Origin of the sequence: Mycobacterium pseudokansasii (assembly GCF_900566075.1) — a bacterium.
In the GTDB taxonomy this organism is placed as follows: domain Bacteria; phylum Actinomycetota; class Actinomycetes; order Mycobacteriales; family Mycobacteriaceae; genus Mycobacterium; species Mycobacterium pseudokansasii.
Genome location: NZ_UPHU01000001.1, coordinates 1,906,244 through 1,931,941, shown reverse-complemented (window position 1 = coordinate 1,931,941; position 25,698 = coordinate 1,906,244). Strand labels below are relative to the sequence as shown.

Below are 25,698 nucleotides of genomic sequence, written 5' to 3'. Positions count from 1 at the left end.
GCTCGCATACGCTTCGTCTAGCCAATGAGGATCTTCGGTCTGCAAGCCACCGCAATTAGCACAGAAGTAATATGTGCAATCGTATTTGTCAAGGACCTTGTGAGTAAACGCCTGCCGGGTACTTGAATCACAAATGCGGCACCGCATTGAGCCCAACCTTCCAGAGGGTCTTTCGCAACATCAGCAAGACGTTCAATCCATCCGCTATGCAAGCCGTCTTCTGTCATTCAGAAGGCAAATTTTCTGCCCGTCCGATCCGATCGGCCGGTATTGCACTACCGGGCGGTCGTCCGTCGGAAGCAACTATCGCGCCAACGCTTGGACGGATCAATTCTTAAAATTGATCTTGCGATAGATAGAATTTATCGGCGGCGGCTCAAACGGCTTGCCGCCGGCAGGCGCCAGCCATCAAGATCGCGATCTATGGCTGCGGCCAAACCGTTTCTTGTCGCCAACTCAAGCCGGCTGTTAGCGTCTGGCCCGTGTCTCGACAGGTCCGGATCGGCATCCTGGGCACAGCCCGTATCACGCCCTTGGCCCTGCTAACGCCCGCCAAGGAAAACGACGAGGTCGTGGTGGCTGCGGTGGCCGCACGCGATGTCTCGCGCGCCCGGGCCTTCGCCGCCAAGCACGGTATCGCCCGGGTCCATGACAGCTACGACTCGCTCGTCGCCGACCCGGACCTCGACGCGGTCTACAACCCCTTGCCAATCAGCTTGCACGGCCGCTGGACCCGGGCGGCATTGGCCGCCGACAAGCACGTGCTGTGCGAAAAGCCGTTCACCGCCAACGCCGCCGAGGCACGCGAAATCGCCGAACTGGCCGCGAAATCGGATCGGGCGGTGATGGAGGCGTTCCACTATCCCTATCACCCGCTGGCGCTGCGCATTGAGCAGATCATCGCCTCGGGCGAGCTGGGCAAGCTGACACGAGTGGAAGCCAACCTGTGCTTACCATTGCCCAAGTTCTCCGACATCCGCTACAACTACTCGCTGGCCGGCGGCGCGACCATGGAAACCGGGTGCTATGCGGTCCACATGGTCCGCACCTTCGGCGGTTCAACTCCCGAAGTCGTTTCCGCGCAGGCGAAACTGCGCGATTCGCAGATCGACCGCGCCATGACGGCCGAGGTGCGGTTCGCCGACGGACACACCGGCCGGGTGCGCTGCTCCATGTGGTCGACTGAGCTGTTACGGATCAGCGCCCGAGTGGTCGGCGACCTGGGCGAGTTGCGGGTAGTCAATCCGGTATTGCCGCAGTCTTTCCATCGCGTTACGGTCCGATCGGCCGACGGGAAACGGGTGGAGCGTTTTCCGCGTCGAACCTCCTACGCGTATCAGCTCGACGCGTTCGCCGCTGCGGTGCTGCGTGGTGAACCGGTGAAGACGAGCCCGCAGGACGCGGTCGAGAACATGACGGTCATCGACGCGATCTACCGTGCTGCCGGCCTCCCGCTGCGCAAGCCGACCTGAACGCTCATCCGGGGCGGCTCGAATTGGCGCCACCGTGCGGGCGCAGTGTACGTTGTGCCACGTGGTTGCGTCCCGGCTTGTTGACTCTTTCCTCAGATTTGTCCCGGTGCCCCTCCTGATCAGGGCCGGCCTGTTTGTGCGCTATGCCCCAAGTGATGTGCTGGACAAGCTCAACGGCCGTAGCGACCCGCTGGTCCCACCGCGCCGCATGGTGGGCGGCGGGTCTCGAAACCCCGCGGCGCCCGGCCCATTTCGCGAATCTGGTGACGAGTTCTTGGGCCTGCTGCGCGACTACGGCCAGCTTGAACCGCACTTTCGCGTCCTTGACATGGGTTGCGGAATGGGCCGCGTGGCTCGTCCGTTGGCCACATTTCTCGACCCGGCCAAGGGGCGCTATGAGGGCTTCGATATCAATGCCGCCGAAGTTCGCTGGTGTTCGGAGCACTACGCGTCGCATCCCAACTTCCGCTTCCAGCGCGCGGACATCTACAACAAGATGTACAACCCGAAGGGCACGGTCCAGGCCGAGAAGTTCACCTTCCCCTACCCCGACGTGAGTTTCGAGCTGGCCTTCGCGTCGTCGCTCTTCACCCACATGCCTATACCGCAGGTGGCTCGCTACCTCGCGGAGACTGCACGAGTACTTGCCCCCGGCGGGCGCGCGCTGCTCACCCTCTATGTGTGGAATCAGGAGTCTGAGGCGCTGGTTGCGCAGGGCAAGTCGGCTCTGCCCTTTCGGGAGCACGACGGCCTGATCGTGATCACCCCGTTCGTGCCCGAGGCTGCCATCGCACTTCCTCAGCAAGACTGGGATCAAGCCGTCCACGACGCCGGCCTCGAACAGGTTGGTGATGTGTTGTGGGGAAGCTGGTGCGGCAGAACGGCTTCCACCGCCTACCAAGACATGGTTGTGCTGCGTAAGCCCGAGTGACCTTTGTTCATCACAGCTGCTCTTCGGCGCCCGTCCTTGTGTTGACCACCGGCGCCCCGCGCAGTGCAGCCAACCGCTGCTTCCCGCGCAGGTGGTTCAGTCGACCCTTGGCGTCGCGGGAATCAACGAACTTCGACACCACGTAGCCTTCGGCGGCGGTCAGCGGCTTGAGGCCGTGGGCCAGGTCGGATCGGATGAAATAAGCGTTGTTGCCCGCGCTGTTGCTGCCGACGAAATCGTATCCCTTGGATTGGGCCAGGTCGCAGAAAGCCAACAAGGACGCGCCGAAATATTGATTCATGTAGCGTCCTCTGGTGAAGTTCGGATCGTAGGGGACGGTGATCGGGCGCTCTACTCCGAATACGCTGTTGTATTCGACAATAACGATGGTGGGACTCACGACTGTTAATCCATTCCACACCCAGTAATCGTTGCCGTCGATATCGATGTGCAGAAGTCCGATGTCGCCCTCGAACCCGTGCTCTAACATCAATTGGTCAACGTTCTCGGCTGTGACGCGTGCGCATTTGCTCTGTAGGTCATAGAGCACCGAAATCCGATCACGCTTGATGGCATCGACGTTGCGTTTGGAGCTGTCCATGACCAGCCCACTCCAGTTGTCGTTCAGCAGTAGGAACCTGGTGTTGGCTTCCTGGTAGCACCCGACCCCAAACTCGACGAAAGTCTCACTGATGCCCGGCAGGCGGTGGATCAGCCATTGAATGATCCCGTCATCGCCAAACTGGCTGAATACCGAGAATTCCACCTCGGTCAATGTGTTTATCGATTCCAGCTCTCGCACCCGCCAAGCCAACTCCCGTCCGATGAGAACGCGTTGCTTGCCCTCACCGCTGCTCAACAGCTCTACCCACATAGCAACTTTGCCGAGAAGATTCACCTATTTCCTATCTCGTCGTCGGTAACGTTGTGGTCCCCGGCCAGAACTCAGCGTTCACGATGACAACGACACAACGCCGGGCCGCGGAGTGGGAACCTTCCGGACAATGGGCGCGGAGGCAGATTTCGGGGGGCCTCCACCTCACCGACTCGCAGCTAAGAACCGGTCAACATTCATTTCCGTACCGCGCCGGCGTTGGCCCGATACCACGCAACCGTGGACTCGATGCCCTCACGCAGCGCGATCCGGGATTGCCAACCCGCGTCCCGTAACACCGACACGTCCAACAGTTTGCGTGGCGTTCCGTCCGGTTTGGTTGGATCCCAGTCGGTTTCGCCGTTGTAGCCCACCGCGCCGGCCACCATCTCGGCGATCTCCCGCACGGTATGGTCGACGCCGGTTCCGACGTTGACGGGGTTTGGTCCGTCGAAGTGCTCCAGCAGGTACAGGCATGCGTCCGCTAAATCATCGACATGCAGCAGTTCGCGGCGCGGAGTTCCGGTGCCCCAGTTCGTCACCTTCGGCACGCCGCCGGCTCTGGCCTCTTCATACCTGCGGATCAGCGCCGGCAGCAGGTGCGACGTGGACGCCGAGAAGTTGTCACCGGGTCCATACAGGTTGGTTGCCATCGCAGAGATCCAGGCCAGGCCGTGTTGGCTGCGGACCGCCTGGACCTGAAGGAGGCCGGCGATCTTGGCGATCGCGTAGGTATTGTTGGTCGGCTCCAGCGGACCGCTGAGCAGCGCGCTTTCCTTGATGGGCTGCTGGGCGAATTTCGGGTAGATGCATGAGGAGCCGAGGAACAGCAGCCGCGGCACCCGCGCGGCCACGGCGGCGTCCAGCAGATTGACCTGGATTTGTAGGTTTTCGGACAGGAAGTCGGCCGGGTAGGTGCTGTTGGCAAGGATGCCGCCCACCTTGGCGGCGGCGTCGATGATCACCTGGGGCCTGGTCTCCAGAATGAAATCGAATGTCGCGGCCCGATCCGTGAGGTCGAGTTCTTGGTGTGAGCGCACCACAAGATTGGTGAATCCCTCGGCCTGGAATCTGCGTAACAACGCAGACCCGGCCAGCCCGCGGTGCCCGGCGATATACACCGGGCACGCGCGGTCAAGGACGCCGGCCGAGGCGTTCATTGGCTTCCGCGCGCCCGGTCGGTGAGTATCGGCTTGTCGATCCACGGCTTGCCTTCACACTCCAGGGCCGCGATGTCCGCGTCCACCATGATCTGTGCCAGTTCAGCGGTGTGTACCGACGCCTTCCATCCCAGCGATTGGGCGGCCTTGGTCGCGTCGCCGATCAGCGAATCCACCTCGGTGGGACGCAGATAGCGTTCGTCGAATCGCACATGCTTCTCCCAGTCGAGCCCGGCATGGTCGAAGGCCGTCTGGGCGAACTCGCGCACCGTGTAGCCGCGTCCGGTCGCCAGCACGAAGTCTTCCGGCTCGGACTGCTGCAGCATGGCCCACATCCCGTCGACATATTCGGGCGCATACCCCCAGTCGCGAACGGCGTCGAGGTTGCCCAGGTAGACGTAGGACTCGAGGCCGGCCTTGATCCGTGCCACCGCACGGCTGATTTTTCGGGTCACGAAAGTCTCACCGCGCCGCGGTGACTCATGGTTGAACAAGATGCCGTTCACCGCGAACAGTCCGTATGCCTCTCGATAATTGCGCGTCAGCCAGTACGAGTACACCTTTGCCGCGCCATAGGGTGATCGTGGGTAAAACGGCGTCTGCTCGTTCTGGGGCGGCGGCGAGGCGCCGAACATCTCCGACGAGGACGCCTGGTAGAAGCGGCATTCCACCCGGGAAAGCCGAATGGCTTCGAGCAACCGGATGGATCCCATGCCGGTGGTGTCGCCCGTGTGCACCGGTTCGTCGAAGCTGACGCGCACATGCGACTGGGCCGCAAGGTTATACACCTCGTCGGGGTCGATGGTGCTGAGCAGCGTCACCAACCGGGTGCCGTCGGTGAGATCGCCATAGTGCAAGAACAAACGCGCGTGCGGGTCGTGCCGGTCGACGTAGAGGTGATCGATCCGCGCCGTGTTGAACGTCGAAGCCCGGCGGATCAGCCCGTGGACCTCATATCCCTTGCTGAGCAGCAATTCGGCGAGGTAGGAGCCGTCCTGGCCGGTGATTCCGGTGATCAGCGCCCGCTTCACCGGAATCCCGCTTCTGTGGGTGCCTGCTTGTCACCACATTTGCGGCATCCCATCGTGGCCGTCTCCACTCCTTTTATGCCTTGGCCGGTGCGGCGGGGGTCGCCGTCAGCTTGATGCGGCGTGCGTTCGCAAGACCGTCTTCGTGCCCGCTTCAAAGTACAGGACATATTCGGCCGCGCGAATCAGGTTCCCGACCCTAGTTCCATTGACCGCGGCAGACAAGTTCTGACCGTGCCGGGCGGCCTGCGGCCCGGCAATCGATCGCAGCGACGGCGTCGTCTGGCACCGTGACGCACCACCATGGCTTGGCGGATATTGCGCGTCACGTGCGACACCACAAGTGCTTACTCACCCCCGGTATCGACGGCGGGCCTTGGTTCGCCCGAAATCCGGACCCGCTGACTCTTCTAATCTGGTTGGCGCAGAGGACAATTCCGCTTGCCGACCTTCGGTCGCGACGCCTCGGGCCACGTTCTCGGGCCTGAGATGCGACGCGGCGTGGACGTGCTGGGAGAACCCGTCGAAGTCGCGCCCCAAAGCATCGGCGAGCCGCAGGGCGGCCTGCCGATAGCCGGGATCACCAAGGGCCTGCTGCACGACATCGGCCACCCGCCGGCGGCTGAGCCGTTCGGTGCGCAGCAGCATCCCGGCACCGGCGCGCTCGAGGGCCTCCATGTTCAGGTGCTGGTCGAGGTTGCTGGCGATCCCGACCACCGGCACCCCGGCCAGCAAGGCCTGCTGCGTCGTCAGGCTGCCACCATTGCAGACCACCACCGCCGACCGGGCCGCGGCCGCCTCGCCCGGCAGGTAATCGGCCACGAACGCGTTGGACGGCACGTTGCTCAGGTCGCTGCGATCGGCAGTGGCCGCGATCACCGTCACCGGCATGTCAGCCAGCGCGTCCAGCACCACCTGCAACAGATTCGTGCCCCCCGAACTGCCCAGGGTCGCATAGACGATCGGCCGGTCGGCCGGCAGCGCATCCCACCACGGCGGCGGCCGCACCGCGGGCGACCACAGAACCGGACCCAGATACCGATGGTTGGCCGGCAGATCATAGGTCGGCACCAGCTCGGGCACGTCGGCGTAGAGCGTGTAGTCACCGTCGGTGAAAATGCGGCACAGGTTCCACCCCAGAGTCGGCAACCCATGCCTACGCCGGACCCAGTTGAGCGGCAGGCAATAGAGGGCAAATATCAGCGGGCGGTACAACCAGAACAGGATCCTGACCAGCCTGACACCGAGCAGGCGCGTCCACAGCGTGTCCGGCAGCGGAAACCGGCGCCGGGCGTAGGGACTCCAGTAGGCGTTCGCGATGGCGATATACGGGATGCCCGCCAGCCGGGCGCTGGCCGAGAGTGACAGGCGATTGTCGCCGACGACCAGGTCCGGCGCGATCGCGGCCAGCACCTTGCGGTCCTCCTCGACGTACCTGCGCAACGTCCGCGTGTTGTAGAACAGCCGGCCCTGAGCGATCTTGGCCAGCACCCGCTCGCTGGGGATGGTGTAGATCGGGTGGTGCTGGAACGGGAGCGGGCCCAGCAGCTTGTTGAATCGTGGGTCGCAGGCGAAGTGGACCTCGTAACGACTCGGGTCCAGCGACCGCGCCAGCACGTACGGCCGCACGACGTGGGACAGGGTCGCGGCTTCCCCGATGAACAGGATCCGCACCCTGCGGGCGCCGGGCTCCGAAACGTTCGGTTCGGTGCTCACCGGTGCACCATCCTCATCGCGCCCTCCAGACACCGCTCAACGACCCGCAACTCATGTCCGCGTCCGTTCTCGCGTCGTTGGCGACCGTTGATCGTTACCCCGGGGCCGCGGCCGTAGAGTACACGCCCGACGCATGCCCCGGAAACTCCGGGCAAACCGCGGACACACGGTGGCCCGGGGCGGTCGGTGGCGCTACCCAGTCCGCAGATTTCGCTGCCAGCCGGTCGGTGACGTCGCGCTGTCGGGCCCGAGGCGCAACGCGGCGTGGACGTGCTGGGAGAACCCGTCGAAGTCGCGCCCCAAAGCATCGGCGAGCCGCAGGGCGGCCTGCCGATAGCCGGGATCACCAAGGGCCTGCTGCACGGCATCGGCCACCCGCCGGCGGCTGAGCCGTTCGGTGCGCAGCAGCATCCCGGCACCGGCGCGCTCGAGGGCCTCCATGTTCAGGTGCTGGTCGAGGTTGCTGGCGATCCCGACCACCGGCACCCCGGCCAGCAAGGCCTGCTGCGTCGTCAGGCTGCCACCATTGCAGACCACCACCGCCGACCGGGCCGCGGCCGCCTCGCCCGGCAGGTAATCGGCCACGAACGCGTTGGACGGCACGTTGCTCAGGTCGCTGCGATCGGCAGTGGCCGCGATCACCGTCACCGGCATGTCAGCCAGCGCGTCCAGCACCACCTGCAACAGATTCGTGCCCCCCGAAGTGCCCAGGGTCGCATAGACGATCGGCCGGTCGGTCGGCAGCGCATCCCACCACGGCGGCGGCCGCACCGCGGGCGACCACAGAACCGGACCCAGATACCGATGGTTGGCCGGCAGATCATAGGTCGGCACCAGCTCGGGCACGTCGGCGTAGAGCGTGTAGTCACCGTCGGTGAAAATGCGGCACAGGTTCCACCCCAGAGTCGGCAACCCATGCCTGCGCCGGACCCAGTTGAGCGGCAGGCACTGAAGAGCGAAGAGCAACGGGCGTTCCAGGCGGTACAGGATCCTGACCAGCCTGACACCGAGCAGGCGCGTCCACAGCGTGTCCGGCAGCGGAAACCGGCGCCGGGCGTAGGGACTCCAGTAGGCGTTCGCGATGGCGATATACGGGATGCCCGCCAGCCGGGCGCTGGCCGAGAGGGAAACGCGAAGGTCGCCGACGACCAGGTCCGGCGCGATCGCGGCCAGCACCTTGCGGTCCTCCTCGACGTACCTACGCAACGTCCGCGCGGCGTAGAAACGGCCCTGGGTCAAGTTGCCGAGGAACCGATCGCTGGGGATGGTATGGATCGGGTGGTACGGAAAGGGCATCGGCCCCAGCAGCGTGTTGTACCGCGGGTCGCAGGCGAAGTGGACCTCGTAACGACTCGGGTCCAGCGAGCGGGCCAGCACGAACGGCCGCACGACATGGGCCAGGGTCACCGCCTCCGCGATGAACAGGATCCGCACCCTGCGGGCGGCAGGCTCGGGTGCGTTCGATGCGATGCTCATGCCCGCGTTCCTTCTCACGTCGCTGGCGACCGTTACACGTTACGCCGCACCCCGACGCCGTAGCGTACACGCACGACGCCACCGCGCTCCGGAAAAGCCGAACAAATCCGACCAAAAGTGGGCCCGGGCGGTCGATCAGCGCTGGGCCAGCGGGGCCGACCGCCGATCTGGCGCGATGGCGTGCCGTTGCGAAATCCCGAAAATCCCGGCTGCCGTCGCCGACGACGACGGCGGTACCCGGCCAGGTGCGGCAACCCACATCCGCAACCTGCTGTCGAAAAGCCATGGAGCTTGGCGTGTCGACGGAGCTTATCTCGTTGCACTCCAACGGTTTAAGAACGCCGATGCAGTGTCGGAGCAGCGGTTCCCAGGTGCCGGACGGCAACTTGACATATACCCCATGGGGGTATATGTTGCTTGAGTGGGCGCAGCCGCCCATATGATCGCCCGAACATGCAATCGAAGCGGAGGACCGGGTGGCGGACACAGCGCTAGCAGCAGTGGGTCATGCATTGGCGCTGGCGGGATCTATGACGTGGGAGATCTTGTGGGCGCTGATCCTTGGCTTCGCGTTATCGGCGATGGTGCAGGCCGTGGTGCGCCGCGAGACGATTGTGGCCCTGATGGGCGACGACAAGCCCCGCACCCTCGCGGTGGCCGCCGGCCTGGGAGCCGCATCGTCATCGTGCTCGTATGCGGCCGTGGCGCTGGCCCGCTCGCTGTTTCGCAAGGGCGCCAACTTCACCGCCGCCATGGCATGCGAGATCAGTTCCACCAATCTCGTCGTGGAGCTGGGCATCATCCTGGCGTTGTTGATGGGCTGGCAATTCACCGCCGCGGAATTCGTCGGCGGCCCGCTGATGATCATCGTGCTGGCCCTGTTGTTCCGGCTGTTCGCGCGCTCCCGGCTGATCGACGCCGCCCGTGAGCAAGCCGACCGCGGAATCGCCGGCTCCATGGAAGGTCACGCCGCCATGGACATGTCGGTCGGTGGCGAGGGCTCGTTTTGGCGGCGGCTGTTCTCCGCGCGGGCCTTCACCTCGGTGGCGCACGTGTTCGTCATGGAGTGGGCGGCGATTCTGCGGGACCTGATCGTGGGCCTGTTGATCGCGGGTGCCATCGCGGCCTGGGTTCCCGAAACCTTTTGGCAGCAGTTCTTTTTGACCGACCATCCGGTGTGGTCGGCGCTGTGGGGGCCGATCGTGGGCCCCTTCGTCGCGATCGTCTCGTTCGTCTGCTCGATCGGCAATGTGCCGCTGGCCGCGGTCCTCTGGAACGGCGGCATCAGCTTCGGCGGCGTCATCGCGTTCATCTTCGCCGACCTGTTGATCCTGCCGATCTTGAACATCTATCGGAAGTACTACGGAACGAAAATGATGCTGACGCTGCTGGGCACTTTCTACGCCTCGATGGTCGTCGCCGGATACCTCGTCGAATTACTGTTCGGCGCAGCTAATCTCATTCCCAGTCAGCGCAGCGCCGTGGTCATGCACGCCGGCGTCTCCTGGAACTACACTACCTGGCTCAACATCCTCTTCCTCGTCATCGCAGCGATCCTGGTGGTCCGGTTCGTCGCCACGGGCGGGATCCCGATGCTGCGCATGATGGGCGGCGCCCCCGACTCGCAAAGCCATCAGCACGACCACAGCCATCACTGCCACTAAGGCCGCGGTCAGCGTATCCTGGCCTGCGGCAATGTCTGATAGCTATCCGCCGCCGCCTGGCGGTCCACCGCAGCCGGCCGATATCGGCCGGCTGCTGCTGCGATGCCACGACCGCCCCGGAATTATCGCCGCGGTGAGCGGGTTTTTGGCCCAAGCCGGTGCCAACATCATTTCCCTGGACCAGCACTCCACCGCGCCGGAGGGTGGAACTTTCCTGCAGCGCGCGATCTTTCACCTACCCGGCCTGACCGCGGCCATCGACGAGCTGCAACGCGACTTCGGCACCGCCGTGGCCGGAAGGTTCGGCATCGACTACCGGTTCACCGAGGCCGCCAAGCCCAAACGGGTCGCCATCATGGCCTCCAAGAGCGATCACTGCTTGTTAGACCTGTTGTGGCGCAACCGTCGCGGCGAGCTGGAGATGTCGGTGGTCATGGTGATCGCCAACCATCCTGAACTGGCCGATCATGTCCGCCCGTTCGGTGTGCCATTCGTCCACATCCCGGCCACCCGTGACACGCGCGCCGAAGCCGAGCAGCGGCAGCTTCAGTTGCTGAGCGGCAACGTCGATTTGGTGGTCCTTGCCCGGTACATGCAGATACTGAGCCCAGCATTCCTGGCCGCAATCGGCTGCCCGTTGATCAACATTCACCATTCGTTTCTTCCGGCCTTCACCGGCGCGGCCCCGTACAAGCGCGCGCGGGAACGCGGTGTCAAGCTGATCGGCGCGACGGCTCACTACGTGACCGAAGTTCTCGACGAAGGCCCGATCATCGAACAAGACGTGGTTCGTGTCGACCACAATTACACGGTCGAAGACCTGGTGCGGGTCGGCGCCGACGTCGAACGCGCGGTGCTCTCTCGGGCCGTCCTCTGGCACTGCCAGGACCGTGTCATCGTCCACCACAACCAGACCATCGTCTTCTGACGCCCGCGGGTCCGCGCGGTAGCCGTAAGCACGCTGGCCGGGCCGCCCGCAGATCTGGCTACCGCCGCGGCTGGGTTATACGCCAAGGATCCCCCAAGGTTTCGCCAAGAACCCGCCGTCAGCCTTGACGCAACGGCCACGGCCGCCCACCGAAAATCACAACGCAAAGACAACCATGCAAAGAGAGGTATCCATGTCGACCACCCGTTTCCGCGCCCTGGCCGGTATGTCCCTGCTGGCCTCGGCCATCGGCCTGGCCGCCCTGGGAGCCAGTGCCGGCGCCGCCGAGCCGTCCCCCAGCCACCAGGCATACGGCACCTACACCTGCTACGACTACGCAACGCAGACCTTCTACGAATGCTTTGACCCCAGCTAAGTCACCAGCAGCCCGCATCCCAACGGACCTGGTCCCCTCCCGGGGCCAGGTCCGATTGTCTTCAGCCGGAGAGCTTTTCGCGTAGCCGGCGGTTCACCGGCTCGGGCAGCAACTCCGACACATCGCCGCCCAGCATCGCCACCTCTTTGGCCAGCGACGACGACACGAACGAATACCGCGGCGCGGTCGCGACGAAAAAGGTGTCGACGCCGGCGATGTGCTTGTTCATCTGTGCCATCTGCAATTCGTATTCGAAGTCGGTGCCGGTGCGCAGACCCTTCACGATGGCGTTCATTCCCCGGGACCTGACGAAGTCGACCACCAGGCCTTGTCCGGCCTCCACCCGCAAGTTGGGCAGGTGCGTCGTCGACTCGTGGATCATCGCGATCCGCTCGTCCAGGTCGAACATGCCCTTCTTGGTGGGGTTGGTCAGGATCGCGACCACCACCTCGTCGAACTGGGCCGCGGCACGCTCGAAAACGTCGATGTGGCCCAGCGTGACCGGGTCGAATGACCCCGGGCATACGGCGCCGCTCATGACCCGCGCCGGCGACGATGCAGAACGAAGTGATGCTGTGCAGCGGCGCTCATGACCCGCGCCGGCGACGATGCAGAACAAAGTGATGCTGAGGAGCGGCGCCCATGACGGACGACGCTAGCAGGCCCGTTCAGCGTCGCTCGGCCAACTCCAGCCGGGTGTCGCCGTACACCCGCCCGGGCCACCCGGTCCAGCCCGCCGGCCAGGTCAACGGCGCACTCGTCACCGGTCGCTCCACCACGGCGATGGTTTCGTCGCGGACCCAGCCGTGGGTGCTCAACGCGGCCAGGATGGCATCGATGTCGGCGGTGTCGACGTTGTAGGGCGGATCGGCCAGCACCAGGTCCACCGGAGCGGATGTCCCTGCCGCCAGGACGGCGGCCACCGTGCCGCGGCGCACCGTTGCACCGGTCAGACCCAGGGCCTTGATATTGCGCGCGATGACGGCCGCGGTGCGCTGGTCGGCCTCCACGAACAGCGCCGACGCGGCCCCACGCGACAGTGCCTCCAGCCCGAGTGCCCCCGAACCGGCATAGAGATCCAGCGCGGCCAGGCCGGTCAGCTCCCGGCGCGCGCTGACGATGTTGAACAGCGCTTCGCGGACCCGATCGGTGGTGGGCCTGGTCCCCCGGGGGGGTACCGCGAGCCGCCGTCCCCCGGCGACGCCGCCGATGATCCGGGTCAGCTCAGCACCGCCAGCAGGTCTCCGCCCTCGACCTGGGCGGTATCCGAGACCGCCACCCGCTGCACGGTGCCGTCGTTGGGGGCGGTGATGGGGGCCTCCATCTTCATCGCCTCGATGGTGGCGATGGTCTGGCCCGCCGTGACGTGGTCGCCGACGGTCACCGCGATGGTGACGACCCCGGCGAACGGCGCGGCGATGTGGCCCGGGTTTCCGCGGTCGGCCTTCTCGGCGGCCGGTACTGAGCTGGCAATGCTGCGGTCGCGCACCAGCACCGGGCGCAACTGGCCGTTGATGATGCACATCACCGTTCGCATGCCGCGTTCGTCGGGCTCGGAGATGGCCTCCAGACCGATCAGCAGCTCCACCCCGCGTTCCAGCTTCACCCGGTGCTCTTCACCCTGCCGCAGCCCGTAGAAGAACTGGTTGGCCGACAATTGCGAGGTGTCGCCGTAGGTTTCCCGGTGTTCCTCGAATTCCTTTGTCGGACCGGGGAATAACAAGCGGTTCAACGCGGCCTGCCGTTTGGGTCCCGGCACCGCCAGAACCGCCTCGTCGTCGGCCGTCAGTTGCCCGGTGGGTTTGGCCGGCGCCCGCCCGGCCAGCGCCGTGCTGCGCAGCGGCTCGGGCCATCCGCCGGGTGGATCGCCCAGCTCGCCACGCAGAAATCCCAGCACCGAGTCTGGTATGTCGAATCGGGCCGGGTCGGAGGCGAATTCGTCGGCGCTCACGCCGGCGCCGACCAGTGCGAGCGCCAGATCACCGACGACCTTCGACGACGGGGTGACCTTGATCAGCCGGCCCAGGACGCGGTCAGCGCCGGCGTATGCCTCCTCGACCTCCTCGAATCGATCGCCCAGACCCAGGGCGATCGCCTGCTGGCGCAGGTTCGACAACTGACCGCCCGGAATTTCGTGGCGATAGACCCGGCCCGTCGGCCCGGGAAGGCCGGATTCGAAGGGCGCGTACACTTTTCGCAGCGCCTCCCAAAAGGGCTCCAGCGCGCACACCGCGGCAAGCGACAAACCGGTGTCGTATTCGGTGTGTGCGGCCGCGGCGACGATCGAGCTCAGCGCGGGCTGGCTGGTGGTTCCCGCCAGCGGCGCAGCCGCCCCGTCGACGGCGTCGGCCCCGGCGTGCCAGGCGGCGACATAGCTGGCCAGCTGGCCGCCCGGAGTGTCGTGGGTATGCACGTGCACCGGCAGGTCGAAGCGACTTCGCAAGGCGGTGACCAGCTTTCGAGCAGCCGGGGCCCGTAACAGCCCCGCCATGTCCTTGATGGCCAGCACATGGGCACCGGCCGCCACGATGGACTCGGCCAGCCTCAGGTAGTAGTCGAGCGTATACAGTTGCTCACCCGGGTCAGTCAGGTCGCCGGTGTAGCACATCGCGACTTCGGCTACCGCAGAACCGGTTTCGCGAACCGCGTCGATCGCCGGGCGCATCGACTCAAGGTTGTTGAGCGCGTCGAAGATACGGAAAATGTCGATGCCCGTGGCCGTGGCCTCGTCGATGAACGCCGTCGTGACCACCTCCGGATAGGGGGTGTAGCCGACGGTATTGCGGCCCCGCAGCAGCATCTGCAGACAAATGTTGGGCATTGCCTGGCGCAGCGCGGCCAGCCGTTCCCAGGGATCTTCCTTGAGAAAACGAAGTGCCACATCGTACGTCGCACCGCCCCAGCACTCCACCGACAGCAGCTGCGGCATGGTCCGGGCCAGATAGGGTGCCACCATCATCAGCCCGCTGGTGCGCACCCGGGTGGCCAGCAGCGACTGATGCGCGTCACGGAATGTCGTGTCGGTCAACCGCACTGCCGGCGACTCGCGCAGCCAGCGCGCGAAACCGTCAGGCCCCAACTCGGCCAACAGTTGCCTGGACCCCGCCGGCAGCGGGGCGTCCAGGTCGACATCGGGCAGTTTGTCCTGCGGGTAGACCTTCGACGGCCGGGTGCCGTGCGGTTTGTTGACGGTGACATCGGCCAGGTAGTTGAGGATCTTGGTGCCCCGGTCGGCCGATGATCGCGCGGTCAGCAGCTGTGGCCGCTCGTCGATGAACGACGTCGTGATGAGGCCGGCCCGGAAATCGGAATCATCCAGAACCGCTTGCAGGAAGGGGATGTTCGTCGACACCCCGCGAATCCGGAACTCCGCCATGGCCCGGCGCGCCCGGTTCACCGCGGTCGGGAAGTCACGGCCCCTGCAGGTGAGCTTGACCAGCATGGAATCGAAGTGGGCGCTGATCTCGGCGCCGAGGTTGGTGCTGCCGTCCAGCCGGATACCGGCGCCGCCGGGGGTGCGCAGCGCGCTGATCCGGCCGGTGTCGGGCCGAAATCCGTTGGCCGGATCCTCGGTGGTGATCCGGCACTGCAGCGCCGCACCGTGCGGCCGGATGGCCTGCTGCTCAAGACCCAGGTCGTCGAGCGTCTCCCCCGCGGCGATGCGCAGTTGGCTGGAGACCAGGTCCACGTCGGTGATCTCCTCGGTGACGGTGTGTTCCACCTGAATCCGCGGATTCATCTCGATGAACACGTACTCGCCGCTCTGGTCAAGGAGAAACTCGACGGTGCCGGCGCCGCCGTAACCGATATGGCGGGCGAAGGCCACCGCGTCGGCGCACATCCGGTCGCGCAACTCGGCGGGCAGGTTCGGCGCGGGCGCCAGTTCGATGACCTTCTGGTGGCGACGTTGCACACTGCAGTCCCGCTCGTAGAGGTGGATCACGTTGCCGTGGGTATCCGCCAGGATCTGCACTTCGATGTGGCGCGGGCGCAACACCGCCTGTTCGAGATAGACCGTCGGGTCCCCGAACGCCGACTCGGCCTCGCGACTGGCGACTTCGATCGCTTCTGGCAGCGCGGCGCTATCGCCGACCCGGCGCATACCGCGGCCGCCACCGCCGGCAACCGCCTTGACGAACAACGGAAACCGCATGCCCGCGGCGGCCGACACCAGCTCGTCGACCGAGGCCGACGGTGCCGACGACGTCAGCACCGGCAGTCCCGCTTCCCGGGCGGCGGCGACGGCCCGGGACTTATTTCCAGTCAGCTCAAGCACTTCGGCGCCGGGGCCGACGAAGGTGATCCCCGCTGCCGCACATGCCCCGGCCAGCTCGGGGTTCTCCGACAAGAACCCGTAACCGGGGTAGATCGCGTCAGCGCCGGCGCGCCGGGCGGTTTCCACGATCTGGTCGACCGACAGGTAGGCACGTACCGGATGCCCGATTTCGCCTATCTGGTAGGACTCGTCGGCCTTGGACCGATGCATCGAATTGCGGTCCTCGTAGGCATAGACGGCCACCGTGCCGATGCCGAGCTCGTAGGCGGCGCGAAAGGCCCGGATCGCAATCTCCCCGCGATTGGCCACCAGCACTTTGGCGATCACGCTCGACCCTTCTCAGATCAGTGTCGACCAATAGTTCCAGAAACGGACCATGATCTGCAGGAACACCGCGGTGAACCACAGCGTGGCGATCGACCATCGCCATTGGAAGAGCACCCGCACGACGGCGCTGTCGCGCTGTTCGAGCACCGGACGAAACGCGATTGACGCCACCACCACCAGCAGTGTGATGGTGACTACCCAGACCAGCATGCAGTACGGGCACAACGCCCCGATGCGGTAGAGGCTCTGAAAGATCAGCCAGTGCACGAAACCCGTGCCAACCAGGACACCCACCGTCAGCCCGGTCCAATACCAGCGCGGCAGAAGCACTTTCGTCACCGCCAGCACACCGGTGACCACTACCACGGTGAACCCCACAATGCCGACCACCGGGTTGGGCAGGCCCAGCAGCGTTGCCTGCGGAGTTCCCATCACCGAGCCGCACGACATGATCGGGTTGATGTTGCATGACGGCACGTAATCCCGGTCGAGCACAACCCTGATCTTCTCCACCGTCAGCGTCATCGAGGCGAGCAGGCCGAACGCGCCGGCGATCAACACCCACCACGCACTGAGCGCGGGTACCCGCACTTGGACCGGTGTGTCCGGTGTCAGGTCGCCGGATCGTTCGGCGGGTTCGGCTGCGACCATGACGGTCAAGCCGCCGGGGCGGTTGCCGCTGTGTCCATGCCCGGAACGTCGCCGACGATCTCTTTGATCTTGGCCACCAGCGCCTCCGGCGTCGACCATTCGTATTCGGTGCCGTTGATCTTGACGGTCGGTGTCGCGTGGATGTTCGCGGCCGCCGCCAGCCCGTCGACCTTGGAGAGGTACTTTCCGCTGTTGACGCAGTCGGGCACCTTGCCGACGACACCGGCTTCGCGGGCGAGTTCGATCAGCTTTGCGTTGTCGGGGAAGGTCTTGCCGACTTCGGACGGCTGGATGTCTTTGCTGAACATCGCGCTGTGGAAGCGGCGGAATGCATCGATGGACTCGTCGGCGACGCAGTACGCCGCGGCCGCCGCGCGCGCCGAATAATTGTCGTTGCGCGGGCTGGAAAGGATATCCACCATCGTGTAATCGGCCGCGATAGCGCCGATGTCGATGAGCCGGGATACCGTCGGACCGAATCCGCGCTCGAAGTTCCCGCACGCCGGACACAGGAAATCCTCGTAGAACGACACCACGGCCTTGGGGTTGCTGGTTCCGGGCTGGGTGACCAGCTTGCTGGACGTCACCCGGATCGCACCGGCCGTGGCACCGCCGCCCTTCTTGTCGTGCGAGGTGACGATGTAGAACACCAGGACAACGGCAAAGAGCACGACCAGCGCGGTGCCACCGATCTGCATCAGCCGGCCGAACTTGCCGTCGGGCGACTTCAGGTCGATCCGCGGAGGGCGTTTGTTTTTGTCGGCCACGGGTTCGCGATCCTCACTTGGTAAATAGCCTGCGCTGCTGGCGCCTCTAGAGTACCGGCGGACGTCCGGATACGGCTCAGACCCGGCTCAGGTGCGCACGCAAAGCCGAAATCAGCTCGCTCGTCGCGGTGGCACTGGCACCGCCTAGCGGAAACAGATTGAGGAAGCCGTGCGTCAGCGAACCCTCGCAACGCAGATCCACCGCGGTCCCGGCGGCCCGCAACGCCGCCGCGTACTGCTCGCCCTCATCGCGCAACGGGTCGAATCCGGCGACCACGATCAGCGCCGGCGGCAGACCTGACAGCGATTCGGCCCGCAACGGCGACACCCGCGGATCGGTGGGGTCGATACCGGAGCCGCGCAGGTACTTGGCTTGGAACCAATCGATGTCTCGTTTGGTCAGCAAGAAGCCACGGGCGAACAGGCTCAGTGAGCGGGTCTGCGCGGTGAAGTCGGTGCGCGGATAGATCAGCCACTGCAACACCGGAGCCGGGCCTCCACTGTGTTTGGCCAGTTGACACACGACGGCCGCCAGATTGCCGCCCGCGCTGTCGCCGCCCACCGCAATCCGCCCGGGGACGGCACCGAGTTCGTCGGCGTGCGCGTAGGCCCACATGAAGGCCGCAAACGCGTCGTCGATCCCGGCCGGGGCGTGATGCTCGGGAGCCAGTCGGTAGTCGACCGACAGCACATGTATGCCGGCATCGCGGCACGTCAAGCGGCACACCGCGTCGTGGGTGTCCAGGTCGCCGATCACCCAGCCGCCGCCGTGATAGAAGACCAGCAGCGGTGCGGCGACTCCGCCGGGCGCGCGATAGTGCCGTGCCCGGATATCCCCGGCCGGCCCGGGCAGCGTGAGTTCTTCGACCTCGACGTGAATCTGTGGACCGCCGAATCCCAGGAGCGACTCGCGCATGGTGGCGCGGGAGGCGGCCGGGTCGTCGTCGATCACCAGGCCGTCGAGGCCGACCGCGCGCATACCCGACAGCATCAGCTGCAGGGTGGGATCAAGGGTGTTGCCGTCAATGACAACGGAACGACCGCGGGTGAGAAGCCGCTTGGCCGGGGCCGGAATCCATGGGATGACTTTGACGCCCGCGCCGGTGACGGTGCTCTGGATGCGACGCGTCCACCGCATCGGTACACAGGTCGCCTCGGGGGTCGCCTCGGGCTGAAGGTCCGGCGTGCCCGGCAGACTCTTGGTCATGGGTTTCTCCCTTGTCAAGCCCTTATCAAGCCCGTGTCAAGCCCTTGTCAAGCCGTCAGGAAAACGCGAGCTCACACTGAACGACATTCGATAGCTGTCGGACTCGAAGTCTTCCGGATTGAGCCGGCGGACACCGAGCAGGCGGTGGTTGCGCGCCGGGTACCGGCACATCGACACCGCAGCCGCCTACCGCAACGAACGGGAGACCGGGCGAGCGGTCGCCGATTCCGGCGTGCCCCGCGACCAACTGTACGTGGTGACCAAAATGGCGGATCCCAACCAGGCGACAACAGCACCCTGAAGGCCTTTGACGCCGGCCTGCGATTCCCAGGCCGCAGCCACAGCTCAACGCGTTCGAGGCGCGCAAGCCCCTGCGGCGGCGTTCATTGTCGGACCATCCGATTGGTGATACAGCAGTCGTGCAACACCGCGGGCGGATACCGACGCAGGCGTTGATTACGTGGCATATTCAACTCGGTAATATCGTGATCCCCAAGTCGGTGAACCTCAAATGGATTGTGAGCAACGTCGACGTGGTCGACTTCGACCTCAGCGGCTGCGCTCCAGGGCCGCAATGGTGTCGATCTCGTCGCTAGCTGACGGAACCCGGCTGGGCCTGATCCGAGAACCTTCAATGTCACAGGCAGGTGAGATGCGTTGACCGGCGAGTCGGGCGCCATGATTCCCTCAATAACCCTTAACGACGAGAACACGATGCCGGTCCTCGGCCTTGGCGTCGCAGAGTTGTCCGAGGATGAAACCGAACGTGCGGTGTCGGCAGCGTTGGAGGTCGGCTGCCGGCTCATTGATACCGCTGCGGTATACGGCAACGAAGCGGCCGTGGGCCGTGCGATCGCGGCTTCCGGTATTCCGCGCGCGGAGTTGTTCGTCACCACCAAGCTGGCCACCGCCGACCACGGGTTCTCCAAGGCGCAGGAGGCCTGCACCGCCAGCCTGGAGCGACTCGGCCTGGACTACGTCGACCTGTACCTGATTCACTGGCCGGCGCCGGCGGTGGGTAAGTACGTGGACGCGTTCGGCGGCTTGATCCAGTCCCGCGGCGAAGGCCACGCCCGCTCGATCGGGGTGTCCAACTTCACCGACGAACACCTGTCGAACGTCATAGACCTCACGTTCGTCACGCCCGCGGTCAACCAGATCGAGCTGCACCCCCTGCTCAACCAAGCCGAGCTGCGCAAAGCGAATGCGCAGCACAACGTCGTCACCCAGTCCTACACACCGCTGGCTCTCGGCCGGCTGATGGACAACCCGACCGTGACGTCGATTGCCGGTGAATACGGCAAGACGCCCGCACAGGTACTGCTGCGCTGGAACCTGCAACTGGGTAATGCGGTCGTCTTCCGCTCGTCTCAGCCCGAGCACATCGCCGGCAACCTCGACGTGTTCGATTTCGAGCTGGCCGGTACGCACATGGATGCGCTGAACGGCCTCAATGACGGCACCCGCGTTCGCGACGACCCGCTGACCTACAACGGCGCGTAATTCGTTGCTCAACCGATTGTGAATCTGGCGACGCTCCCCACGGCGTGTCGCGTCGCCCAATGCACAGTCGGCGGGGCTAACTGCTCGGGCAGGTGGCCGCGGCGTTGCGCAGCACGCCGGCCGACGCCTGGTCTACCGGCAACGAGTAGCCGCGCAGCACGGCGATGAACTGCATGGCGTACTGGCAGCCGAACGCGGCGTTGGGCGGCATCCACTGCGCCGGCGGTGAATCCCCTTTGTCCTGATTGGCTTGTCCCTGCACGGCCAGCAAGTTGGCCGGATCGTTGGCGAACCGCAGCCGCTCCGGAGCCGGCCAGCCGTAAGCGCCCATGTCCCAGGCGTAGGACAGCGGAACGAGGTGATCGATCTGCACCGATTCACCGACCTTGGCGCCGCGCTGGAAGGCGATGGTGGTGTTGGTGTAGGGGTCGTGCAGGGTGCCGGTTGCCACGGCATCCGGGCACCGCTTGGTCGGCACATACGTCTTGTCGACGAGGTCGCGGTTGAGGATGTCGTCGCGGGTGTCGCAGCCGTTGTGTCCGCCCGGCGCGTCGTTGTTGTCGTCCCAGGCGTCGCCGAAGGCCGCCCTGCGATAGTCGTAACGGTGGGTGCGCTGCGGCAGCACGGCAACACCCGCGAGCACATCGGTACCGGGTTGCACCGTCGGGACATCGGCGCGCGCGGCGAACTGCTCAGCGTGCCTGGCCGCCGATGAGCCCAGCGTCTGATAGGCGACCACCAGGGCCAGCAGCGCAACCGCCGCCAGCATCGCAAGCGTCTTGCGGTTCATGATTTGTCCAGGTATTCGATGCGGTCGGTGTCGGTGAAGCGCGCTGCCAGCAGCGCCAATCCCGGGTGCTTGCCGGCATCCTGGTAAGCGCGGACACAGAAGTCCCGGGCAGCCTCGATGTACTCGCGGTGCTCGGCCAGCGACAGCAGCCGCAGGGTGATCGCCTTACCGGACTGATTGCGGCCCAGCACGTCTCCTTCCTTGCGCTCCTTGAGGTCGAGGTCGGCCAGGGCGAACCCGTCCATGGTCTTGGCGACCGCGCGCAACCGCTCACCGGCAGGTGATGCCGGCGGCACCCAGCTGGCCAGCAGACACAGGCTCGGATGCGCGCCGCGCCCGATGCGGCCGCGCAGCTGGTGTAGCTGGCTGATGCCGAACCGGTCGGCATCCATCACCAGCATCACGGTGGCGTTGGGGACGTCCACGCCGACTTCGATGACGGTGGTGCACACCAGCACATCGATGCGGCCGGCCCGAAAGGCCGCCATCGCAGCGTCCTTCTCGTCGGCGGACAACCGCCCATGCATGAGCCCCAACCGCAGGTCGGCCAGCTCGCGGTAACGCAATCGCGCGTACAGACCCTCGGCGGTCTCTGCGGGTTTCGTGCCGGCGGGCTCTTTGTCGGGCTCGTCGCTCTCGTCGATGCGGGGTGCCACCACATAAGCCTGGCGGCCGGCCGCGACCTCCTCGATGATGCGTTGCCAGGCGCGGTCGAGCCAGGCGGGCTTGTCCTTGACGAAGATGACGTTGGTGGTGATGGGCTGGCGCCCGCGCGGAAGTTCGCGCAGCGTGGCGGTTTCCAGGTCGCCATAGACCGTGAGCGCCACGGTGCGCGGTATCGGCGTGGCTGTCATCACCAGCAGATGCGGGGTGATTCCGGCACGCGCCTTGCCGCGCAATTGATCTCGCTGCTCGACACCGAACCGGTGTTGCTCGTCGACCACCACCATGCCCAGGTTGTGGAACTCCACCGCATCCTGCAGCAGCGCATGGGTGCCGACGACGATGCCGACCTCGCCACCGGCAACCGCGGCCCGGACGTCCTTCTTCTGCCCCGCGGTCATCGAGCCGGTCAGCAACGCCACCCGGGTGGCATTATCGGCCCCGCCCAGCTGGCCGCCCATCGCCAGCGGTCCCAGGATATCGCTGATCGACGTAAGATGTTGTGCGGCAAGCACTTCGGTGGGGGCCAGCAGCGCACACTGATAGCCGGCGTCGACCATCTGCAGCATCGCCAGCACCGCGACGATCGTCTTGCCCGAACCGACCTCACCCTGCAGCAAGCGGTTCATCGGACGCGTCGCCGAGATCTCGTCGGACAGCACCGCGAGCACCTCGCGCTGACCTGCCGTCAGCTCGAATGGCAGCCGGCCCAGCAATTCAGCCGCCAACCCGTCAGACCGGGGCGGTGCCGGAGGCCCGGACTCCGACAGCTCACCGTTCCGGCGGGCGACCAGCGCCCATTGCAGGCCGACGGCTTCGTCGAAGGTCAGCCGTTCCCGGGCGCGGCGCCGTTCGGACTCGTCCTCGGCGAGGTGAATGGCCCGCAATGCCTCGTCTTCGGAGACCAGGCCGTGCTCGGCGCGCACTTCGGCGGGCAGCGGATCATCCACCGGGTCCAGGACTTCGAGCACCTGGCGAACGCATTTGAAGATGTCCCAGCTCTGCACTTTCGTGCTGGCCGGATAGATCGGGAAGAAGCGCCGCTCGAACTCCTCCATGGCCACTTCGCCGCTGATGGCCTTGGAGGCATCGGCGATGCTTTTCAGTGACCTGGTGCCGTGGTTTTTTCCGTCCGGCGAGTCCAGGATCAGAAACGCCGGGTGCGTGAGCTGCATGACGCCCTTGAAAAACCCAACTTCCCCCGACAGCATCACCTTCGTGTTCTTGGTGAGGTCCTTCTTGATGTAGTCCGCGTTGAAGAACGTGGCGGTCACCTTGTTGCGGCCAGTGCCGAGGGTGATGCGCAGGCATTGGCGCTTCGGCGTCTTCTTCATGGGAAAGGACGCGGTTTCGGTGATGACGTCGACGATCGTGATGTGTTCACCCGCTTCGGGCCGCTCGTCACCGGCGCCGCGCCTGGCGCCGCCTTCGACATAGCTGCGCGGGTAGTGGCGCAACAGGTCGTCGACGGTCCTGATGCCGAACTCCTCCTCGAGCGGCTTTGCCGACGGGGCGCCCAGAACGAAGACCAGCCGGTCGCTCAGTGACACCACGGCTACTCGACCCCGATCAGCAGTGCGTCACCGCGATGACCGGTGCGGTAGGTCACCAACTCGGTGCCCGGATGACGGTCGTGCATGTGCTTTTCCAGTAGGTCGCTCAGGACGGCAGCATCCTCGTCGTCGATCCCGGTGCCCACCAGCACCGTCACCAGGTCGCCCCCCGAGGCCAACAACAGATCGAGCAGACCGATCGCCGCGGCGACAACGTCGCGCGCGACAATCAGCACCTCGTCGCCGGCGATGCCCAGCCCGTCACCCGGCTCACAGGTGCCCGCCCACGTCAACGCCCGTTCGGTGGCCGTACGCACCGACCCGTGCCGGGCAGCCCCGGCAGCCCGGGCCATGGTGTAGCCGTCGTCGACGGCCTGACTGGCTGGGTCGTGCACGGCCAGGGCGGCCAGCCCCTGGACCATCGACCCGGTAGGGACCGGAACCACATCGACACCCCATCCCAGGGCTGCGGTACAGCCCGCCACCAGCTCCTCGACGGCGACATACCCATTGGGCAGCACCATCACCTGAGCGGCACCGGTGTCCACCACCGCGCGCACCAACTGATGGGCGCTGATATCGGCGGCAGGTGCCGAGCCCGGACTTGAGGCATCCGGGCCGGGTCGCAGGACACAGGCCCCTTCTCCGGCGAACAGCTCAGCGGCGCCGTCGCCGTCGACGACGGCCAGGACGGCGCGTTCGCGCGTCCAGCTGCCCGCCGGCAGCCCGTTGACACCGGAACTCAGCGCCGAAATGACGATCCTGCTCAATTGTCCCGCCGCAATTCCTGCCTCAACGGCGGCGCCCGCGTCGTCGGTGTGGACGTGCACCGAATAGCTCTGCGACGGGGCGGCTGCGAGCGCCACCGAATCTCCCAGCGCCGCGAGCCGGTCGCGCAGCGTGTCCGCCGCCGCGGCATCACAGCCGGTGAGCAGGTACATCACTTCGAACTGTGGCGCAGGCCGGGTGGCGGGCGCCTCGGCGAGCGGCGCCCGCGGCGCCGGCTTGTAGACCGAGCGGGCCGGCGCGTGCCCGGTGAGCGTCGAACGCAATGCGTCCAGCATGACCACCAGGCCCCGCCCGCCGGCGTCTACCACGCCCGCGTCGGCGAGCACGTCGAGCTGCTCGGGCGTCTTTTCCAGCGCTACGACGGCGGCATCACCGGCGGCGGTCACGGCCTGGGCCAGGGTTTCTCCGGTGCCGGCGCACTGCTCGACGGCGGCCGCGGCGGCCCGCAGCACCGAGACGATGGTCCCCGGGACTTCCGCGCCGCCCATCGAAGCGATGACCAGCTCGACACCGCGCCACAACGCCGCGGCCAGCAGGACGGCATCGATGGCCGGCAATGCACCCGCGGCGTCGGCTGCCGCGCTCGCGGTGACGTCGGCGATGCCGCGCAGAATCTGCGACACGATCACCCCGGAATTCCCGCGTGCCCCGTTGAGCGCGCCGGACGACAGGGCGGCAGCGACCCGGGCGACGTTACCTGCATTGCTGCCGTCGTCGGCCCGGGCCACCGCATCCGCCTCGGCGAGCGCCGCGCGCATGGTGAACAGCATGTTCGCGCCGGTGTCGGAATCGGCGACCGGGAACACGTTCAGCCGATTGATTTCGTCGATATGGGTGATCAGGTCGCTGACGACGGTGTGCGCCCAATCCCGCAAAGCCGACGCGTCCAGCAGACGACCTGGCGTGTCCACCGTGACCCCACCTCCTCTGCGCCAGCTCCCGGTGGGCGCCAGCGTAGCCCGGCGACAGTGTGGACAGTCTGCGGCGGCTGTTCGGCGCGGGCCGCCAAGCCGGGACGCCAAGGCTGCACCGAGCCTAGCCAGCGGGGGTGACAGTACTGGTCACGGCGGATGGCGTTTTGGCGCTCGCCGACGACCCCGGCTATCCTGGGACGGCCTGGGCCAGCCGGGCCGTTCCGCCCGGGGCGCCGGACCCCCAGCAACCGACTTGAGGAGTTTGAACAATGGCCGCTGTGTGCGATATCTGCGGGAAAGGCCCCGGCTTCGGCAAGTCGGTGTCACACTCCCACCGCCGCACCAGCCGTCGGTGGGACCCCAACGTCCAGACCGTGCGGGCGGTGAGCCGTCCCGGGGGTAACAAGAAGCGCATTAACGTCTGCACGTCCTGCATCAAGGCAGGCAAGGTCAGCCGCGGCTGACCATCGCGACCTAACGACAAGACCAGCGCCCGGTTGTTGGGGGCGGCGGGGGTGCCGCCGCATTGCGGCGCGTTGTGAGGGCGGGATGGCCCCCGGATGCGCCATGTGAGGCTTGGGGAAACCGCGCTCGTCGATGATGCGTGCCAAGCCCGTGAGCGTGGGTGTGAAC

19 protein-coding genes and 3 pseudogenes are annotated in these 25,698 nt (G+C 65.9%); 8 read left to right on the top strand and 14 right to left on the bottom strand.

What is annotated here, in order from left to right; all coding sequences use genetic code 11:
* Window positions 1–482 precede the first annotated feature (482 nt).
* Window positions 483–1,472, top strand: coding sequence for a Gfo/Idh/MocA family protein (locus EET10_RS08920; protein WP_036405993.1), 990 nt, complete (start codon window positions 483–485; stop codon window positions 1,470–1,472).
* A 106-nt stretch (window positions 1,473–1,578) separates the two neighbouring features.
* Window positions 1,579–2,403: a class I SAM-dependent methyltransferase gene (locus EET10_RS08915; RefSeq protein ID WP_051490716.1), complete on the top strand. Its 825-nt coding sequence runs from the start codon at window positions 1,579–1,581 to the stop codon at window positions 2,401–2,403.
* A gap of 10 nt (window positions 2,404–2,413) precedes the next feature.
* On the opposite strand, the gene EET10_RS08910 is transcribed toward EET10_RS08915, so the two are convergent.
* The 5 genes and pseudogenes from EET10_RS08910 to EET10_RS08890 all read right to left on the bottom strand — a co-directional run bounded on the left by EET10_RS08910 (window position 2,414) and on the right by EET10_RS08890 (window position 8,739).
* Window positions 2,414–3,301 (bottom strand): FkbM family methyltransferase, encoded by an 888-nt coding sequence (locus EET10_RS08910; protein WP_036405995.1) that lies wholly within the window; start codon window positions 3,299–3,301, stop codon window positions 2,414–2,416.
* 173 nt (window positions 3,302–3,474) lie between these two features.
* Window positions 3,475–4,437 (bottom strand): GDP-L-fucose synthase family protein, encoded by a 963-nt coding sequence (locus tag EET10_RS08905; RefSeq protein WP_036405997.1) that lies wholly within the window; start codon window positions 4,435–4,437, stop codon window positions 3,475–3,477.
* A complete protein-coding gene (gene gmd / locus EET10_RS08900) occupies window positions 4,434–5,468 on the bottom strand; it encodes a GDP-mannose 4,6-dehydratase (RefSeq protein ID WP_036405999.1) in 1,035 nt (344 codons plus the stop codon). Before gmd ends, EET10_RS08905 begins: the two co-directional genes overlap by 4 nt.
* A 483-nt stretch (window positions 5,469–5,951) precedes the next feature.
* Window positions 5,952–7,214: pseudogene (locus EET10_RS08895) on the bottom strand (glycosyltransferase); the annotation flags it as partial.
* A gap of 159 nt (window positions 7,215–7,373) precedes the next feature.
* Window positions 7,374–8,739, bottom strand: a pseudogene (locus EET10_RS08890) (glycosyltransferase).
* Between the two features lie 376 nt (window positions 8,740–9,115).
* Here EET10_RS08890 and EET10_RS08885 point away from each other — a divergent pair.
* The 3 genes from EET10_RS08885 (at window position 9,116) to EET10_RS08875 (ending at window position 11,625) form a co-directional block, all read left to right on the top strand.
* Window positions 9,116–10,321, top strand: coding sequence for a permease (locus tag EET10_RS08885; RefSeq protein ID WP_425461706.1), 1,206 nt, complete (start codon window positions 9,116–9,118; stop codon window positions 10,319–10,321).
* Window positions 10,322–10,352: 31 nt separating this feature from the next.
* A complete protein-coding gene (gene purU, locus EET10_RS08880) occupies window positions 10,353–11,249 on the top strand; it encodes a formyltetrahydrofolate deformylase (RefSeq protein WP_036406002.1) in 897 nt (298 codons plus the stop codon).
* A 193-nt stretch (window positions 11,250–11,442) separates the two neighbouring features.
* On the top strand, window positions 11,443–11,625 hold the full coding sequence (locus EET10_RS08875) for a hypothetical protein (RefSeq protein WP_036406004.1): 183 nt from the start codon (window positions 11,443–11,445) through the stop codon (window positions 11,623–11,625).
* A 61-nt stretch (window positions 11,626–11,686) separates the two neighbouring features.
* Here EET10_RS08875 and coaD read toward each other — a convergent pair whose 3' ends face one another.
* The 6 genes from coaD to EET10_RS08845 form a co-directional block, all read right to left on the bottom strand.
* A complete protein-coding gene (gene coaD / locus EET10_RS08870; protein ID WP_036406006.1) occupies window positions 11,687–12,163 on the bottom strand; it encodes a pantetheine-phosphate adenylyltransferase in 477 nt (158 codons plus the stop codon).
* A 130-nt stretch (window positions 12,164–12,293) separates the two neighbouring features.
* A complete protein-coding gene (gene rsmD / locus EET10_RS08865) occupies window positions 12,294–12,848 on the bottom strand; it encodes a 16S rRNA (guanine(966)-N(2))-methyltransferase RsmD (RefSeq protein ID WP_036406093.1) in 555 nt (184 codons plus the stop codon).
* Complete coding sequence (locus EET10_RS08860) at window positions 12,845–16,228, bottom strand: pyruvate carboxylase (protein WP_122502068.1); 3,384 nt, start codon at window positions 16,226–16,228, stop codon at window positions 12,845–12,847. The genes rsmD and EET10_RS08860 overlap by 4 nt, the downstream gene beginning before the upstream one ends.
* A gap of 12 nt (window positions 16,229–16,240) precedes the next feature.
* Window positions 16,241–16,879: a vitamin K epoxide reductase family protein gene (locus EET10_RS08855; RefSeq protein ID WP_036406009.1), complete on the bottom strand. Its 639-nt coding sequence runs from the start codon at window positions 16,877–16,879 to the stop codon at window positions 16,241–16,243.
* 5 nt (window positions 16,880–16,884) lie between these two features.
* The gene (locus tag EET10_RS08850; protein WP_036406011.1) at window positions 16,885–17,646 is read right to left on the bottom strand and encodes a DsbA family protein; all 762 of its coding nucleotides are present in this window, start codon (window positions 17,644–17,646) and stop codon (window positions 16,885–16,887) included.
* 76 nt (window positions 17,647–17,722) lie between these two features.
* The gene (locus tag EET10_RS08845) at window positions 17,723–18,853 is read right to left on the bottom strand and encodes an alpha/beta hydrolase (protein WP_063467829.1); all 1,131 of its coding nucleotides are present in this window, start codon (window positions 18,851–18,853) and stop codon (window positions 17,723–17,725) included.
* A gap of 90 nt (window positions 18,854–18,943) precedes the next feature.
* On the opposite strand from EET10_RS08845, the pseudogene EET10_RS30170 reads away from it, so the two are divergent.
* Both EET10_RS30170 and EET10_RS08835 read left to right on the top strand, forming a co-directional pair.
* Window positions 18,944–19,504, top strand: a pseudogene (locus tag EET10_RS30170) (aldo/keto reductase).
* A 6-nt stretch (window positions 19,505–19,510) separates the two neighbouring features.
* On the top strand, window positions 19,511–20,356 hold the full coding sequence (locus tag EET10_RS08835) for an aldo/keto reductase (protein WP_122502067.1): 846 nt from the start codon (window positions 19,511–19,513) through the stop codon (window positions 20,354–20,356).
* Window positions 20,357–20,432: 76 nt separating this feature from the next.
* Here EET10_RS08835 and EET10_RS08830 read toward each other — a convergent pair whose 3' ends face one another.
* The 3 genes from EET10_RS08830 to EET10_RS08820 are packed head-to-tail and all read right to left on the bottom strand — an operon-like array spanning window position 20,433 to window position 25,041.
* Window positions 20,433–21,146 carry an HNH endonuclease family protein gene (locus tag EET10_RS08830; protein ID WP_036406014.1) on the bottom strand — a complete coding sequence of 238 codons (714 nt, stop codon included), beginning with the start codon at window positions 21,144–21,146 and terminating at the stop codon, window positions 20,433–20,435.
* Entirely contained in the window at window positions 21,143–23,362 is a 2,220-nt protein-coding gene (recG, locus tag EET10_RS08825; protein ID WP_122502066.1) for an ATP-dependent DNA helicase RecG, read from the bottom strand. Before recG ends, EET10_RS08830 begins: the two co-directional genes overlap by 4 nt.
* Window positions 23,363–23,364: 2 nt before the next feature.
* Window positions 23,365–25,041: a DAK2 domain-containing protein gene (locus EET10_RS08820; protein ID WP_122502767.1), complete on the bottom strand. Its 1,677-nt coding sequence runs from the start codon at window positions 25,039–25,041 to the stop codon at window positions 23,365–23,367.
* Between the two features lie 293 nt (window positions 25,042–25,334).
* Between EET10_RS08820 and rpmB the strand changes: the two genes are divergently transcribed.
* Window positions 25,335–25,529 (top strand): 50S ribosomal protein L28, encoded by a 195-nt coding sequence (gene rpmB / locus EET10_RS08815; RefSeq protein ID WP_023372203.1) that lies wholly within the window; start codon window positions 25,335–25,337, stop codon window positions 25,527–25,529.
* Window positions 25,530–25,698 lie beyond the last annotated feature (169 nt).